Origin of the sequence: Streptomyces drozdowiczii (genome assembly GCF_026167665.1) — a bacterium.
Taxonomy (GTDB): Bacteria; Actinomycetota; Actinomycetes; order Streptomycetales; family Streptomycetaceae; genus Streptomyces; species Streptomyces drozdowiczii_A.
This window is the reverse complement of the sequence record NZ_CP098740.1, coordinates 4,512,461-4,526,798: the sequence shown is the minus strand read 5'-3', so window position 1 is coordinate 4,526,798 and position 14,338 is coordinate 4,512,461. Positions and strand designations below refer to the sequence as shown.

Annotated in this window: 14 protein-coding genes and 1 tRNA gene; 9 read left to right on the top strand and 6 right to left on the bottom strand. The window is 74.6% G+C overall.

The features are described from left to right. Positions 1–89 precede the first annotated feature (89 nt). Positions 90–1,490: a HAMP domain-containing sensor histidine kinase gene (locus NEH16_RS20620; protein ID WP_265544260.1), complete on the bottom strand. Its 1,401-nt coding sequence runs from the start codon at positions 1,488–1,490 to the stop codon at positions 90–92. Then, entirely contained in the window at positions 1,487–2,191 is a 705-nt protein-coding gene (locus tag NEH16_RS20615) for a response regulator transcription factor (RefSeq protein ID WP_073965070.1), read from the bottom strand. The genes NEH16_RS20620 and NEH16_RS20615 overlap by 4 nt, the downstream gene beginning before the upstream one ends. A gap of 68 nt (positions 2,192–2,259) precedes the next feature. On the opposite strand from NEH16_RS20615, the gene NEH16_RS20610 reads away from it, so the two are divergent. Continuing rightward, on the top strand, positions 2,260–2,799 hold the full coding sequence (locus NEH16_RS20610; RefSeq protein ID WP_265544259.1) for a hypothetical protein: 540 nt from the start codon (positions 2,260–2,262) through the stop codon (positions 2,797–2,799). Positions 2,800–2,816: 17 nt separating this feature from the next. On the opposite strand, the gene NEH16_RS20605 is transcribed toward NEH16_RS20610, so the two are convergent. Both NEH16_RS20605 and NEH16_RS20600 read right to left on the bottom strand, forming a co-directional pair. After that, positions 2,817–3,704 (bottom strand): spermidine synthase, encoded by an 888-nt coding sequence (locus tag NEH16_RS20605; RefSeq protein ID WP_265544258.1) that lies wholly within the window; start codon positions 3,702–3,704, stop codon positions 2,817–2,819. A 96-nt stretch (positions 3,705–3,800) separates the two neighbouring features. Beyond that, complete coding sequence (locus NEH16_RS20600) at positions 3,801–4,190, bottom strand: hypothetical protein (RefSeq protein ID WP_073965068.1); 390 nt, start codon at positions 4,188–4,190, stop codon at positions 3,801–3,803. Between the two features lie 238 nt (positions 4,191–4,428). On the opposite strand from NEH16_RS20600, the gene NEH16_RS20595 reads away from it, so the two are divergent. Then, positions 4,429–5,808 (top strand): tetratricopeptide repeat protein, encoded by a 1,380-nt coding sequence (locus NEH16_RS20595; protein WP_265544257.1) that lies wholly within the window; start codon positions 4,429–4,431, stop codon positions 5,806–5,808. Between the two features lie 40 nt (positions 5,809–5,848). On the opposite strand, the gene NEH16_RS20590 is transcribed toward NEH16_RS20595, so the two are convergent. Then, positions 5,849–6,445, bottom strand: coding sequence for a histidine phosphatase family protein (locus NEH16_RS20590; RefSeq protein ID WP_265544256.1), 597 nt, complete (start codon positions 6,443–6,445; stop codon positions 5,849–5,851). 237 nt (positions 6,446–6,682) lie between these two features. On the opposite strand from NEH16_RS20590, the gene NEH16_RS20585 reads away from it, so the two are divergent. The 7 genes from NEH16_RS20585 to NEH16_RS20555 all read left to right on the top strand — a co-directional run bounded on the left by NEH16_RS20585 (position 6,683) and on the right by NEH16_RS20555 (position 13,010). After that, the gene (locus NEH16_RS20585) at positions 6,683–7,654 is read left to right on the top strand and encodes a phosphatase PAP2 family protein (protein WP_265547284.1); all 972 of its coding nucleotides are present in this window, start codon (positions 6,683–6,685) and stop codon (positions 7,652–7,654) included. Then, a complete protein-coding gene (locus NEH16_RS20580; protein ID WP_265547282.1) occupies positions 7,584–8,726 on the top strand; it encodes a hypothetical protein in 1,143 nt (380 codons plus the stop codon). Before NEH16_RS20585 ends, NEH16_RS20580 begins: the two co-directional genes overlap by 71 nt. Then, the gene (locus NEH16_RS20575) at positions 8,717–10,333 is read left to right on the top strand and encodes a hypothetical protein (protein ID WP_265544255.1); all 1,617 of its coding nucleotides are present in this window, start codon (positions 8,717–8,719) and stop codon (positions 10,331–10,333) included. The genes NEH16_RS20580 and NEH16_RS20575 overlap by 10 nt, the downstream gene beginning before the upstream one ends. Next, on the top strand, positions 10,330–11,664 hold the full coding sequence (locus NEH16_RS20570; protein ID WP_265544254.1) for an AAA domain-containing protein: 1,335 nt from the start codon (positions 10,330–10,332) through the stop codon (positions 11,662–11,664). Before NEH16_RS20575 ends, NEH16_RS20570 begins: the two co-directional genes overlap by 4 nt. A gap of 116 nt (positions 11,665–11,780) precedes the next feature. Further along, the gene (locus tag NEH16_RS20565; RefSeq protein WP_265544253.1) at positions 11,781–12,125 is read left to right on the top strand and encodes a hypothetical protein; all 345 of its coding nucleotides are present in this window, start codon (positions 11,781–11,783) and stop codon (positions 12,123–12,125) included. Positions 12,126–12,250: 125 nt separating this feature from the next. After that, positions 12,251–12,946, top strand: coding sequence for a bifunctional DNA primase/polymerase (locus NEH16_RS20560; protein WP_265544252.1), 696 nt, complete (start codon positions 12,251–12,253; stop codon positions 12,944–12,946). Beyond that, positions 12,937–13,010: transfer RNA gene (locus NEH16_RS20555), tRNA-Lys, on the top strand. The genes NEH16_RS20560 and NEH16_RS20555 overlap by 10 nt, the downstream gene beginning before the upstream one ends. A gap of 72 nt (positions 13,011–13,082) precedes the next feature. Here NEH16_RS20555 and NEH16_RS20550 read toward each other — a convergent pair. Then, positions 13,083–14,297: a M6 family metalloprotease domain-containing protein gene (locus NEH16_RS20550; protein ID WP_073965060.1), complete on the bottom strand. Its 1,215-nt coding sequence runs from the start codon at positions 14,295–14,297 to the stop codon at positions 13,083–13,085. Positions 14,298–14,338 lie beyond the last annotated feature (41 nt).

Sequence of the window (14,338 nt, the reverse complement as noted above, 5' to 3'; positions counted from 1 at the left end):
GCACGCTAGCGGCCGCGGAACGGGCAAATGGGGCGAGGCGGACCGGGGTTGAGGTTCTTAGGACTGCCTTAAGGAGCGCATCGGCCGGGCTAAAGGTTCGGGCGGGACGCGCCCCGGCGGCGGCGCTGCCGGCCCACCCGGTGGCCCCGTCCGCCGCCCTGCGGGCGCTGTCCGTCGAGCCCGATCCAGACCCGGACCTCCGTGCCGCCCAGCACCGAGCGGCCGATGCGCACGTCACCCCCGGTGGACTCGGCGACCCGGCGCACGATGTCGAGCCCGAGCCCGGTCGAGCCCACCGCGTCCCGGGCCCCGCCGCGCGCCAGGGCCGCCTTCGGGTCGGCGATCCCGCCGCCCGCGTCCGAGACCAGCACGATCACCGCGTCACCGCTGTGGTGCACGTCGACCGCGAAGGCGGTGCCCTCCGGGGTGTGCCGGAAGACGTTGCCGAGCAAGGCGTCGAGTGCGGCCGCCAGTTCGGGCCGGGCGACCGGGATGCGTACCGTGCGGTCCACCCCGGCGAGGCGCACCTCGCGGCCCTCGTCCTCGGCCAGCGCGGACCAGAAGGCCATCCGCTCGCGGATCACCTCGGAGGCGTCGCAGCCCGCGCCCGGGCCGCCCGGCTGGGTCTGGGGGCGCTGCTCGCGGGCGGTCCGGATGATCGTGTCGACCTCGCGCTCCAGCTGTTCGACGGCCGCCCGGGTCTGCTCGGCCGCGGGGCCCTCGCCGAGCGAGGCGGCGTTCAGCCGGAGGACGGTGAGCGGCGTGCGCAGCCGGTGCGAGAGGTCGGCGGCCAGTTCGCGTTCGTTGGCGAGGAGCTGGACGACCTGGTCGGCCATGGAGTTGAACGCGACGGCCGCGGAGCGCAGTTCGTCGGGGCCCTCCTCGGGGACGCGGGTGCCGAGCCGCCCCTCCCCCAGGTCGTGGGCGGCGCCCGCGAGGCGGCGGGCGGGACCGACCATGCGGATGCCGAGGCGGTCGGCCACGGCGACCGAGCCGACGATCAGCGCGACGCCGACGGCGGCCAGCGTCAGCCAGGCGGTGGTGACCCCGTGGGACACGGCGGCCTCGGGCACGAACACCTCGACCACCGCGACGTCCCTGGGCCCCACCGCGGTCGGCTGGAGCAGCACGGAGCCGCCGGCGACCCCGGTGATCGTGGCGCGCCCCGAGACGCGTACGGCCTCCAGCTCCTCGCGGGCGGCGCGGCCCTTGCCGATGTCGACCGCGATGCCGTCGGGCTCGCCGGAGGCGGGGACGTGGACGGCCATCCGCCCGGCGGCGCCCGGTTCGGTGGTGAGGACGGCCTTCTCCAGCTGGGTCCGGTCCGTGGTGATGGAGAGCGTCGGCCCGATCGTCGCGGCCTGCCGTTCGGCGTCGGAGAACGCGCGGTCGCGGGCCATCTCCTTGACGACGAGCCCCAGGGGCACGGCGAAGGCGATGACGACCATGGCGGTGACGGCCAGGCAGACCTTGACCAGCGCCCATCTCATGCCGGCTGCTCCGGCGCCGGGGGCTGGAGCTTCACGCCGACGCCGCGCAGGGTGTGCAGATAGCGCGGCCGGGCGGCCGTTTCGCCCAGCTTGCGGCGGAGCCAGGAGAGGTGGACGTCGATGGTCTGGTCGTCGCCGTAGGACTGCTGCCAGACCTCGGCGAGGAGTTCCCGGCGGGGCACGACGACGCCGGGGCGCCCGGCGAGGAAGGCCAGCAGGTCGAACTCGCGGCGGGTGAGGTCGAGTGCGGTGCCGTCGAGTTCGGCCTGCCGGCGCAGCGGGTCGACGCAGAGCCCGCCGACCTGGATGACGCGCGGCGGCGGCGCCTCGCCGCCGGCGGCCCGGGCCCGGCGGAGCACGGCGGCCATCCGGGCCGACAGGTGCTCCACGGAGAACGGCTTGGTGAGGTAGTCGTCGGCGCCGTCGTTGAGGAGCCGGACGATCTCGCTCTCGTCGTCGCGGGCGGTCGCGATGATGACGGGCACGTCGGTGATGCCGCGCAGCATCTTCAGGGCCTCGGATCCGTCGAGATCGGGCAGCCCGAGATCGAGAATGACCACGTCGAAGCGGAAGTGGGCGACTTCGCGCAAGGCTTCGAGCGCGGTACCGACGCTCCGTACGGTGTGACCGGCCTCCGTCAGGTGCCGGATGAGGGCGGAACGTACAAACTGGTCGTCCTCGACCACGAGCACACTGGGCATGGGCGGCACCGTACGCCATCCGGTCTGCCCGGGTGTCATGTCCACCTGGTTCGTGGTGCAGGATGTTGATGATGCAACGAGGTCTGGTACACGCGCTGGCGTGGTCGCTCGCCACCGGCGCGGCGGTCACGGTCTCGTGGTGGGGTGTCCACTCCGTGCTCGCGGGCACGGTGTACGACCCGCCGCGCGCGGTGCCGGTCGCGGCGCCGAGCACGGAGCCCCTGACGTCCTCGACGCACCGCCCGGCCCCCTCGGCCTCGCCGTCCCCCAGCCCCCGGGCCACCACCGCGAAGCCGTCCGCGCCCGCTTCCCGTAAGCCGTCCCCGTCCCGCACCCCGGCGCCCAACACCCCGCGCCCGGCGTCCGGGACGACCGCCGCGGCCGGGCACGCCCGGAGTTACGCGACCGACGGCGGCCGGGTCGTCTTCGAGATCGGGGCCGCCTCGGCGGAGCTGGTCTCGGCGACCCCGGAACCGGGCTGGTCGATGCGGGTGTGGTCCAACACGACGTGGATACGGGTCAACTTCGCCCGGGACGACGGCACGACGGTCTCCGTCTTCTGCACCTGGAACGACCACGCGCCGCAGGTGGACATCGTCAACTCGTAGCTCGTACGGAGAAGAGGTCAGCGGAAGGCGTCCGGGGGCGGCGGCGGTGACGGGCGGGCGTCCGCGTCGTGCACCGGGGCCGCGCCGCCGGTGAAGTCCGCGAGGGCGCGGCCGTGTTCGACGCGTCCGGGGTGCGGGTCGGTCGCGACCCGGCGGGTCAGCTGGGCGATCTCCAACGCGGTGTCGGAGGCGAGCAGGACGGCGTTGCCGAAGCGGCGGCCCCGCCACACCGTGGGGTCGGCGGCGAGCGCGAGTTCGGGGAAGACCGTGGCGGCGGTGGCGATCTGGGCGCGCAGATGGGCCAGCGGCGGCCCGTCCGCGAGGTTGGCGACGTAACTCCCGCCGGGCTTCAGGACCCTGCGCACCTCGGCGAGGAATTCGGTGCTGGTCAGGTGCGCCGGGGTGCGGGCGCCGCTGAAGACGTCCGCGATGACGAGGTCGGCCCAGCCGTCCTGGATCCTGCCGAGCCCCGCGCGGGCGTCGGTGGACCTGACCCGGATCCTGGCCTGCGGGTCCAGCGGCAGTTCGCGGCGGACCAGCCGCACGAGCGCCGCGTCGACCTCGATGATCTGCTGGGTGGACCGGGGGCGGGTGGCGGCGATGTACCGGGCGAGCGTGAACGCCCCGCCGCCCAGGTGCACGACGTGCAGCGGCTGCCCGGCGGGCGCGACGAGGTCCGCGATGTGGCCGATGCGGCGCTGGTACTCGAAGGAGAGGTACGTCGGTTCGTCCAGGTCGACGTGCGACTGCGGGGCCCCGTCGATCGTCAGGGTCCAGGCACGCCGGCGCTCCCGGTCGGGCACGAGTTCGGCGAGACCGCCCTCCACGGGTTCGGAGACGTTGCTCTCCGGGGCCGCGCGGCCCGCGCGCCCCTTGCGGTCGCCGGCCGCTCCTCGACGTGCCACTGCTTCTCGCCCCTGCCCACTGCTCACCGTGTCCGGGACGGGCCGATCCGCGCGGCCCGCCGTCCGGCCATTATCGGTGCGCCGGGACGGTGCGGCTCAGCGGCAGTTGTCGGCGGCCTCGATGAGCCGGGCCGCCTGGTCGAGCGCGACGCGCAGCACGGCCGGGTCGGTGACCGGGGTGTCCTCCGCGGGCGGCAGCAGCCAGCCGCTGCCGGAGACCGGCGGCTCGGCGGGGATGCGCAGCCCCCGGCCGTCGGTCCGCGTACAGGCGCTGCCCGGTACGTCCCAGCCCTGCGCGGTGCCCGGCGGCACCAGGAAACCGAGGGTGTCGCAGGTGCCGTCGTGGATGACCGGGCCCACGACGTCCCGCGCCGCGCCCCGGCGCAGGATGTCCACGGCCTCCAGGCCCTGCCGGGCCGGCACGGTCACCAGGTCACAGGGTTCGTCGGCGGCCGCCGTGCCGCCGTTCGGCAGATCGGTGTGCAACAAGGGACCTCTCCTCTCATCGCCGGAGCCGTATTCCGTCTCCACAGGGACCAACGCGCCGATGGCGTCAAGGGCTACGGTGCGACACCGCCGCAAAGGGTGGCAGTTCATGGCGGATCGCGGACGAGATGCCCGGTTCATCCGGAAACGCTCCGCGTGCGTCTCGTCACAGCGGGTACGTTCTTGCTCCGCCGGGACACCGGAAACGTCGCCCGGCTCGCACCGAGAGGGCCATGCCATGGTGTCGACACGGGCAGTTCCCAACCTCGCCTTCCGGCGGCTGCGCGGTCCGCGCTCCGCCGGGGAGTTCGCTGCCGCGGTACGCCGGTCCGCTCGCGAGATCGGCGAGCAGGTCGCGTGCGACGCCCGCTATATCGGGCGCGTGGAGTCCGGCGAGATCCGCTGTCCCAACTACGCGTACGAGCGGGTCTTCCTGCACATGTTCCCCGGGACGACCCTGGAGGACCTGGGCTTCTCGCCCCGCGCTTCGGTACGCGGGCGGGCGGCCAGGTCCGCGGTGGACGCCCCGCCCCCGACTGCCCCGCCGCCGGAGCCCGGTGGCGACGACGAGGAGAGCGACGTGCTGCGTCGCGTGTTCATGACGAGCGGCACCACCGCGGTGGCGGCCGTCTCCCTGGGGCTGGGCCTCAACGGCCCGGCCGCCGCCCTGCCCCTGCAACGCCGGGTCGGCGATTCGGAGGTGAGCGCCGTCGAGCGGGCGGTGCGGCAGATCCGGGTGCTGGACGACCGGCACGGCGGCGACTGGCTCTACCGGCGCGCCTCGCAGCCCCTGCGGGCGGCTTACGCGCTGCTCGACGCGGGGACGGTGAGCCGGCGCTCCACGGCGGACCGGCTGCACTCCGGCGCCGGTGAGCTGGCCATCTCGGTGGGCTGGCTGGCCCATGACTCGGGCCGCTTCGAGGACGCCCGCTCGCATTACGCGGAGGCGCTGGCCACCGCGCGGGTCGCCGGTGATCCGGCGCTGGAGGCGCACGCGTTCTGCAACGTGTCCTTCCTGGCCCGCGACACGGGGCGGCCGCGTGAGGCGGTGCGGGCGGCGGAGGCCGGTCAGCGGGCCGCCGAGCCGCTGGGCTCGCCCCGGCTGCGGGCGCTGCTCGCGCTGCGGGAGGCGGGGGGCCGGGCGGGGCTCGGGGACCGTACGGGCTGCGAGCGGGCGCTCGGGCGGGCGCATGCCGCGTTCTCGCGGGGGCCTTCGGGGGCGGACCCGGAGTGGATGAGCTTCTTCCGCGAGGCGGAGCTGGAGATGCTGGAGGCCCAGTGCTGGGCCGCGCTCGGCGACTGGGCCAGGGCCGCGCGGCACGCGGAGCGGGCGGTCCGGCTCCAGGATTCCCACTTCACCCGGAACCTCGCGCTCTACCGCGCGGAGCTGACCTGGGACCTGGCCCGCGGGGGCCGCCCCGAGGAGGCGGCCGCGGCCGGCCACGCGGTCCTGGACCTCCTGGACGAGGTCCAGTCCTCCCGCATCCGCGCGATACTCCACGACACGGTGGGGGCCCTGGGGCCCCGGACGGGGGCGACTTCCCCGGTACGCGACTTCCTGGACCGCTACGCGAGCGTGCCCGCCTGCCCGGCCGACCCCAGCCCGTCCGGCGTTTGAGGACGGAACCCCGCGCCCCGGACGGGCCGAACCCCATGGCTCACCGCTCAAGGTGCCCCGTGTCGTTCCATTTCTGGATCGCCGGGGCCCCGTACGCCCACCCCAGCACCGACAGCGACGTCGGCGCCAGCCAGATGCGGGCGCCGAAGGCGATGTCCTCGCCCAGCCAGCGTGCGCCGAGCGCCCGGAGGATGTGGCCATGGGCGAAGACCAGGACGTCCCGGTCGGCGGAGCGCGCCCACTCCACGATCTCGTCGGCCCGGGCCGACACCTCGGCGGTGTTCTCGCCCTCCGGCACCCCGTCGCGCCAGATGAACCAGTCCGGACGGCCCGCCTTGATCTCGGCCGGCGTCATCCCCTCGTACGCCCCGTAGTCCCACTCCATCAGCGCGTCCCACCGCTCGGCGCGGTCGCCGAAGCCCGCCAGCTCGCAGGTCTCGGCGGCCCGGACGAGCGGGCTGGTGCGCACCTCCAGGCCGTCGAGCTCCGTCCACGGCCCCCGGTGCAGCCGCTCACCGAGCAGCTTGGCCCCCTCGCGTCCGGCGTCGAGCAGCGGAATGTCCGTCCTGCCGGTGTGCCTGCCGTTGAGGGACCATTCCGTCTGCCCGTGCCGGGCGAGCAGGATGCGCGGTGCCATAAAAGGGTTCTCCCTGAAAAAGCTGGGACCTGGGATGCGGAATCTGAGACCTTGTTCCCATCATCCCGTATCTGCCCATGAGGCAACCCGGGGGGCCGCGACGGCGTCCCACTGACCACAGATGAATCGACGCAGCTGAGGGGTGCCGACCACACCCCGGGGGACACGCGCCCGACGCGCACCGTACGGTTGAACGCCCGCAGTCGGCCGCATGAACACATGATGGAGAAGTTCCGGATGCCGCACGCCACCACCGCGCCCGCTCCGCGCCACCGGCCCCGCTGGTGGACCGAGCTGCCGCTCCTGGCCCTGGTGTACGCGGCGTACTCCGGCGGCCGCCTGCTCGCACGCGGTGACGTGTCCACGGCCGTGGACCACGGCCTGAGCATCCTGCGCGTGGAGAAGGCGCTCTTCCTGAACGCGGAGCACCCGCTCAACCGCCTCTTCACGGCGCACCCCTCCATAGGCATACCGTCCGACTTCGCGTACGCCTCCCTGCACTACGTGGTCACCCCGGCCGTCCTGATCTGGATGTTCCGCCGCCACTCGGCCGCGTACCGCAGGGCCCGCACCTGGCTGATGACCTCCACGATGCTCGGTCTGATCGGCTTCACGCTGATGCCGACGTGCCCGCCGAGGCTGCTGGACGCGAAGCACGGCTTCGTGGACACGATGGCGCAGTACAGCTCGTACGGCTGGTGGGGCACGGAGGCGAGCGCCCCGCGCGGCATGGGCGGGATGACCAACCAGTACGCGGCGATGCCCAGCCTCCATGTGGGGTGGGCGCTGTGGTGCGGCATCCTGCTGTGGCGCCACGCCAAGCACCCCGCGCTGCGCGCCGCGGGCATCGCGTACCCGCTGATCACCACGTTCGTCGTGATGGGCACCGCCAACCACTATCTGCTCGACGCGGTCGCCGGCTGCGCCGTGATGGGTGTCGGGGCGCTGCTCGCCCGGCCCGTGATGCGCCTCGCCGACCGGGTCAAGGCCGCCGTCCTGTCCTGGTTCCCGCGGTCTTCCGCGACGACGGAGTCCCCGGATGTCAGTGCCGGGTGCGAGACTTCGGCGGGTGAGCGAATCCCCGGCCAGCGGACCTCCTCCGCAGAACCATCCGACGCGGCAGCAGCGGCCGGCCCGCCTGCCCGGGCCGACGGCGCCGACCGGTCGGGACGCACCCCCGACGGGGACCCTGCGGCAGCGACTCGCTGAGCTGAGAGGCCCGGCGGTCGCCCCGCGCCCGCTGGACGCCCGCGCGCTCGCCGCCCTCGCCGCGAACCCGGGCTGCAAGCGCCGCGCCCTGCTCGACGGGGCCGGGGTCGACAAGGGCGCGCTCGCCTCCGCGCTGGGCTCACCGGCCCCGTTCGGCCAGTCCCAGTTCGCCTTCATGCGGGGCAACGCCTTCGAGGCCCGGGTCAAGGCCGACGGCGGTACGGAGCTGATGCGGCTGCTGCACGAGCGGCTCGGCGGCTCCGGTGAACCGCCGCGCGAGGTGGCGACGCCCGATCTGACCGCCGCCGGGCCCGAGGGCCGCGCGGCCAGGACCGCGCTGGCGCTGCGCGAGGCGACGGAGGCCGGGGGCTGGGCGCTGCTCGACCACCCGATGCTGGCCCTGGAGGTGGCGGGCTCCCCCGCCTATCTGGAGCCGGACGCGGTCGTGGTGCATCCGGACGGCACCTGGACGGTCGTCGAGATCAAGTCGTTCCCCATGATCGACGGCTCGGCGGACGCGGCGAAGGTGGGCGCGGCCGCCCGCCAGTCCGCGGTGTACGTACTGGCCCTCGAACGGGTCGCGGAGGTCACGGACGGGGCGCGGGTGGGCCACCGGGTGCTGCTGGTGTGCCCGAAGGACTTCTCGAACCTGCCGGCCGCCTCCGTCATGGACGTACGCAAGCAGCGCGCCGTCACCCGCCGCCAGCTGACCCGGCTCACCCGCGTCGAGGAGATCGCCGCCGCCCTCCCCGAGGGCGCCTCGTTCGACCCGGAGCGCTCCCCCGAGGACCTGGAGTCGGCGGTCGAGTCGGTCGCCGCGGCCTATGCGCCGGAGTGCCTGTCCGCCTGCGAGCTGGCCTTCCACTGCCGGGCCCGGGCGCGGTCCGAGGGCGCCGTGGAGGCGCTGGGGCGCGGGGTGCGGGGCGAGTTGGGCGGCCTGACGACGGTCGCCGGGGTGCTGGCGGCCGCCGCGGGCAAGGAGGGCGACCCGGCCGATCCGGCGGTCGCCGCCCTGCGCCGCGCGGCGGCCCTGCGCGCCGAGGCACTGGAGGGGCGCGCCGCATGTCGCTGATCAACACCCTGGCCCGGCTGGAGGCGGTGGAGAGCGGCCGGGCGCGGCCGACGGCCACCGTGCGCCACCGCCGGCTGACCGACCGGCCGCTCGTCCTGGTGCCGCTGACCACGGCGGGCGAGGCGGGCGCCCCGCTCGGCGCGCTCGTCGGCACGGACCGGGAGGCGCCCCGGCTGCTGGCCGTCGCCCAGCCGCGCGACCGGGACCTGCGGTTCGCGTTCCTCGCCGAGCTGGCCGAGGCGGTCCTGCCGCACATCGAGGCGTACGCGGACGTCATCGAGCCCGCCGAGCGCAACGAGACCGATCCGGCGACCGGGAAGCGGGTCAAGGTCGAGACGGAGCTGTGCGTGGACGCGGCGCAGATCGTCGTCCCGAGCCGGGCGGGCATCGAGTTCGTCCGGCTGCTCGGCCGCTCGATGCGCTTCCGGCGGACCGCCGAGGACGACCCGGACACGCCGTATCCGGCGCCCGCCCGGGTCCCGCTCCTCGGCCGCTGGCTGACGCATTACGGGGAGCGGGCCCGGGTCCCCGGCTCCTCGCTGCTGCTGGCCTGCACCGATCTCCTGAACCGGCACTGGGCGACCGGCCAGTCGAATCTGGAGGACCAGCATCTGGGGGCCCTGCTCGCCTGGATCGACCCGCCGGCCGGCGAGTCCGGCGCGGAGGCGGCGCTCCGGGCGGAGCTGGCCCGGGACGAGGCGGGGCAGCTGCTGTGCCCGCCGGCCGGCCCGGCCACCGACCCGGATTTCGACAACCGGCTGCTGGCCCCGGCGATCGAGAAGTACGACCGGGCGCGCGCCTCGTTCGCGGCGGCCGAGGACGGGCTCGCCGCCGATGCCCGGCTGGCCGAGCTGTCCGGGGCCGAGCGCGAGATCAGGGCGCTGCTCGCCGGGGTGCTGCTGCCGACCTGGGACGCGGTGTGGCGGGGTCTCGACCTGCTGCGGGAGCTGCCCGAGGGGTCCAGGACCGAGGACCGCTGGACCCGGGACCGCTGGTCGTTCACCGCCCACCGCGACCGGGTGCGCTCCGGCGAGCCGCCCCAGCCGCGCCGGGACGACGCGGTGACGGCCGCCCGCAAGCTGGCCGCCCGGGAGACGGCCCAGGCGCAGCTGGAGGCGCAGGAGGCGCTGGACGATCCGCTCGTCCTGGCGGGCCGGCGGCTCGCCGGTGAGGCGTTCCTCGCCGAGGTGAGCGCGGTGGAGATGGCGTACAGCGAGTCGAAGCGGCCCTCGCCGCGCCCGCTGGTCACGGTCCGGACCGAGGAGCGGCCGCAGCTGGGCGCGGGGGTGAAGGTCTACCGCTCGCTGGACGGCAAGCCGCAGACCGCCGAGTTCGTGGCGTACACCCCGGCGGACGGGGCGGACGAGGACGGCGCGCTCTCGCTGGTGCTGCGGATCACGGACCGGATGGGGCGCGGCAAGGAGCCGGCGCCCGGGTCGGTCCCGGAGCCGGGCGACCGGATCGCCTGGACCCTGTTCGAGCACGACCAGCGCGGCGGACCGCAGCTGCCGGACGCGGAGGATACCCCGTGGACCCACGGCGGTCCGCCGGGCGGCCTCGAAGCATCCGAGCTGCCCGATCCCGTGACCCCGGAGGACCTGTTGTGACGGCCGTATTCGACCCGGGCGCGGCGGCGGGCCTGGCCACCGCGAAGATCCTGGACGACACGCTGAACGGCACGGCCCGGGGCGTCGTGGTGGACTCCCCGCCGGGCGCCGGCAAGTCGACGCTCGTGGTGCGCGCGGCGCTGGAGCTGGCCGCGGCGGGCCGGCCGCTGATGGTGGTCGCCCAGACGAACGCCCAGGTGGACGACCTGGTGGTGCGGCTCGCGGAGAAGGACCCGGAGCTGCCGGTGGGCCGGCTGCACAGCAGCGACTCCGATCCGTACGACAAGGTGCTCGACGGCCTGGCGAACGTACGGAAGTCGGCGAAGGCGGCGGATCTGGCCGGGCTCGACGTGGTCATCTCGACGGCGGCGAAGTGGGCCCATGTGAAGAACGTGGAGCCGTGGGGGCACGCGATCGTGGACGAGGCGTACCAGATGCGCTCGGACGCGCTGCTCGCCGTGGCCGGGCTCTTCGAGCGGGCGCTGTTCGTGGGCGATCCGGGCCAGTTGGACCCGTTCTCGATCGTCGGCGCGGACCAGTGGGCGGGGCTGAGCTACGACCCTTCGGCCAGTGCGGTGAGCACCCTGCTCGCGCACAATCCGGAGCTGCCGCAGCACCGGCTGCCGGTCTCCTGGCGGCTCCCGGCCTCGGCCGCGCCGCTGGTGTCGGACGCGTTCTACCCGTACACCCCGTTCCGCAGCGGTACGGACCACGGCGACCGGCGACTGTCCTTCGGGGTGGCGTCGGACGGGTCGGCGGCGGACCGGGTGCTGGACGAGGCGGCGGAGTCCGGCTGGGGGCTGCTCGAACTGCCGGCCCGGCGCACCCCGCGCACCGACCCGGAGGCGGTGCGGGCGGTCGCCCTGGTGGTGCGTCGGCTGCTGGACCGGGGCGGGGCGGCCACCAGTGAGCGGTCGCCGGACCCGGCCCCGGTGACGGCGGACCGGGTGGCGGTCGGCACGGCCCACCGCGACCAGGCGGCGGCGGTGCGGGCGGCGCTCGCGGAGCTGGGCGTGACGGGGGTCGCGGTGGATACGGCGAACCGGCTCCAGGGCCGCGAGTTCGATGTGACGGTGGTGCTGCACCCGCTGTCGGGGCGGCCGGACGCCACCGCGTTCCACCTGGAGACGGGCCGCCTGTGCGTGCTGGCGTCCCGGCACCGGCACGCGTGCGTCGTGGTCTGCCGGGAGGGCGTCGCGGAGCTGCTGGACGAGCATCCGTCGACGGAGCCGGTCCAGCTGGGCGTCACGGTGAAGTTCCCGGACGGCTGGGAGGCGAACCACGCGGTGCTGGCGCATCTGGCGGAACACCGGGTGCGCTGGAGTTGTTGAGTGCGCCGGGGGCGCGGCCGGGCCGGCGCACGCCCTCGCGACGCAGACCTATGCACCCTTGCGGCCGACAGGACAATGAAGGGTGGCCGTCCGGGCCGCCCGAGGAGGAAGACCACATGGCACAACCCGAACAAGGCGAGCAGCGGCGGCTGCGCCCCGCACCGCTGCTCTTCGAGCCGGCGGCCGCCGCCGCGGACCCGGAGCACTTCTTCGACCTGGAGTCGATGGACGATCCGAAGGAGCTGCTGGGCCGGGCGACGGAGCTGGCGCTGGCGTTCCGCGCCGCGACCGACCGCGCGGTCGAGTTCCAGGCGATGGCGGCGGCCCAGCTGGCCGACCCGCGCCGTTTCGACCGGCTCACCACGGCGGACATCGCGCGGCGCGCGGAGTGGACCGAGGACTACGCGAAGAAGATGGTCGAATTCGGCCGCACCCTGCTGAACGCGCCGCAGCAGCCGTAGTCATGGGGCCCCGGGTACCACCACCGGCATATGCCCGCGCGAACCATACCCCTCGTGCGGTTCCCCTGTCCCGATTTCCGGCAACTCTCGGAATCCGGTTGATCACTCCCGGTAGACCTGTGCACATGACCGCATGGCTGCCCGACGAAACGACCCTGCACCACGGCGACGGACCCTGCCTCCGCGCCGGCCACGAGGCCGACCTGTTCTCGGCCCTGCGCGAGCCCGCGCGGAATCAGACGGCCCAGGTCACGGCGGCCGGTGCCGCGTGGCTGGCCGGGGCGACGGCGTACCCGCGCAGCGCCCTGGCCCAGTGGGAGTCGCGCCCGACGGCGCCCGGGGTCCTGCCGTGCGGCACGGCGTTCGACGTGGTGAACGTACCGACGCTGTTCGGGCGCCGGATGCTGGAGCACCTGTGGGCGGACGGTCCGGGCTCGGGCCCGGTCGCCGCGCACCGGGGCCGGATGCTGCTCTTCGCCTCCCCGGGCACGGCCCAGCGGCTGCCGTCGCTGCTGGACTGGGAGGAGTGGGGCGGCGGCCCGCAGAGCCGGAACGGCGGCGGTACGAAGGTGCCCCCGCTGCTCTGTCACGGCACCGGGGACGCGGTGACGGTCCCGCCCCTGACCTGCGACGAGAAGTACGCGGGGCCCCGCTGGCTGGTGGCGCCGGACACCCGGACGCCGTGGCTTCCGGGGCCGGACGTGCTGCTGTGGGCGTGTGTCCGGGTGGCCCGCTCGGCGCCCGCCCCGACGCCTCGTATTTCGATTTTTCCTCTCACCGATCCGGGTGCTAAGGTCTACGACGTCAGCAGGCGCCGCTAGCTCAGTTGGTTAGAGCAGCTGACTCTTAATCAGCGGGTCCGGGGTTCGAGTCCCTGGCGGCGCACAGACGGAAGAAGCCCCTCGCGGAAGCGGGGGGCTTCTTCGTTGTGCAGTGAGGGTCCGGCGACAGGCCCGGTCAGGTGCCCGTGGTGATCCGGACCGTGTACGCCCCCGAGGGCGTCCGGTCCGCGACCTCGATCGTGGCGTGCGCTCCGGGCACGGAGTACGTCTCACCGACGCGCAGCGGCGCGTCCGCGAGCGGCGGGTAGACCGAGCGCTCCCAGCAGGCGTCGCTGTCCGGATGCGTGTCGAGCACCTCGACCGGGCCACCGCCGGACGGGGTCTCGTTGCGCACCCGGTAGAGCAGGACGCCCTCGGCGCAGGTCGAGAGGTCGTTGCCGGTGGAGCCGCGCGCCTCGACGGCCACCGCGCTGCCCTCGCCGGTCCTGATCACGGCGAGCCGGGTGCCGAGCGAGGCGCCGCGCACGGGCACCTCGGCCATCGGTTCGAGGGTCACCACCCGGTCGCTCTGGACGCAGACCACCTGCCGGTCGTCCAGCCAGCCCAGCTTCCACTTGTGCCAGCCGAACAGGTCCGGCGCCAGGCCGAACTGGCTGCCCATGACGTCCCAGTCGCCGACGTAGGTGTCCCAGTCGCCCTTGCCGTCGGTGGGCCGGTGGTAGAGGTCGGGCAGGTCGAAGACGTGGCCGGTCTCGTGGGCGAGCACGTTGTGGTCCGGCGGGTGCTGCTCGAAGACGGTGACGACGCGCCTGATGTCCGTACCGTCGGCGTGCAGCGGCCGGTCGAAGTTGACGACCTTGGTGGCGTCCGAGTCGACGCCGGGGGCGTCCGGGTCCGCGACGAGGTAGACGATGTCGTAGCGCGAGAAGTCGACGCGCTTGTCGGCCACCCGGATCGCGTCGCGCAGATAGGCGCTGCGCCGGTCGCTGGCCCAGTCGCGCTGTATGCCGTACCAGGTCGAGGGTCTGGGCATCCGGATCCACTCCCGCTGCGGGTGCGGGCGCAGCGTGAACTTCCCGTACGAGGCCCGCTGGAAGAACCGCGTGGTGGCCGGGAAGTAGTCGGCGGTGAGTTCGGCGGGGGTGGTGGCCGGCCGGGCGTCCGGGAACGAGAGGAAGACCATCACCGCGTCCAGGGGGTGGTCGGGGCGCGGGTAGGCCCCGTTCCAGCGGTCGACGCCGAGGGAGTGGTGCGCGGGGGTGCGGGGCAGCGCGCACGGGGTGGCGTCCCCGGTGGCGGCGGCAGCGGGCCCGGCGACGAGGGAGGTGGCGACGAGCGCCAGCAGCGAGACCAGCCCGGCGGCCAGCCCGCGCGGACTCGGCCTCTCCACCCCTGGGGGCCCGGGCTGACGCGGCACATCTACCTCCGGTA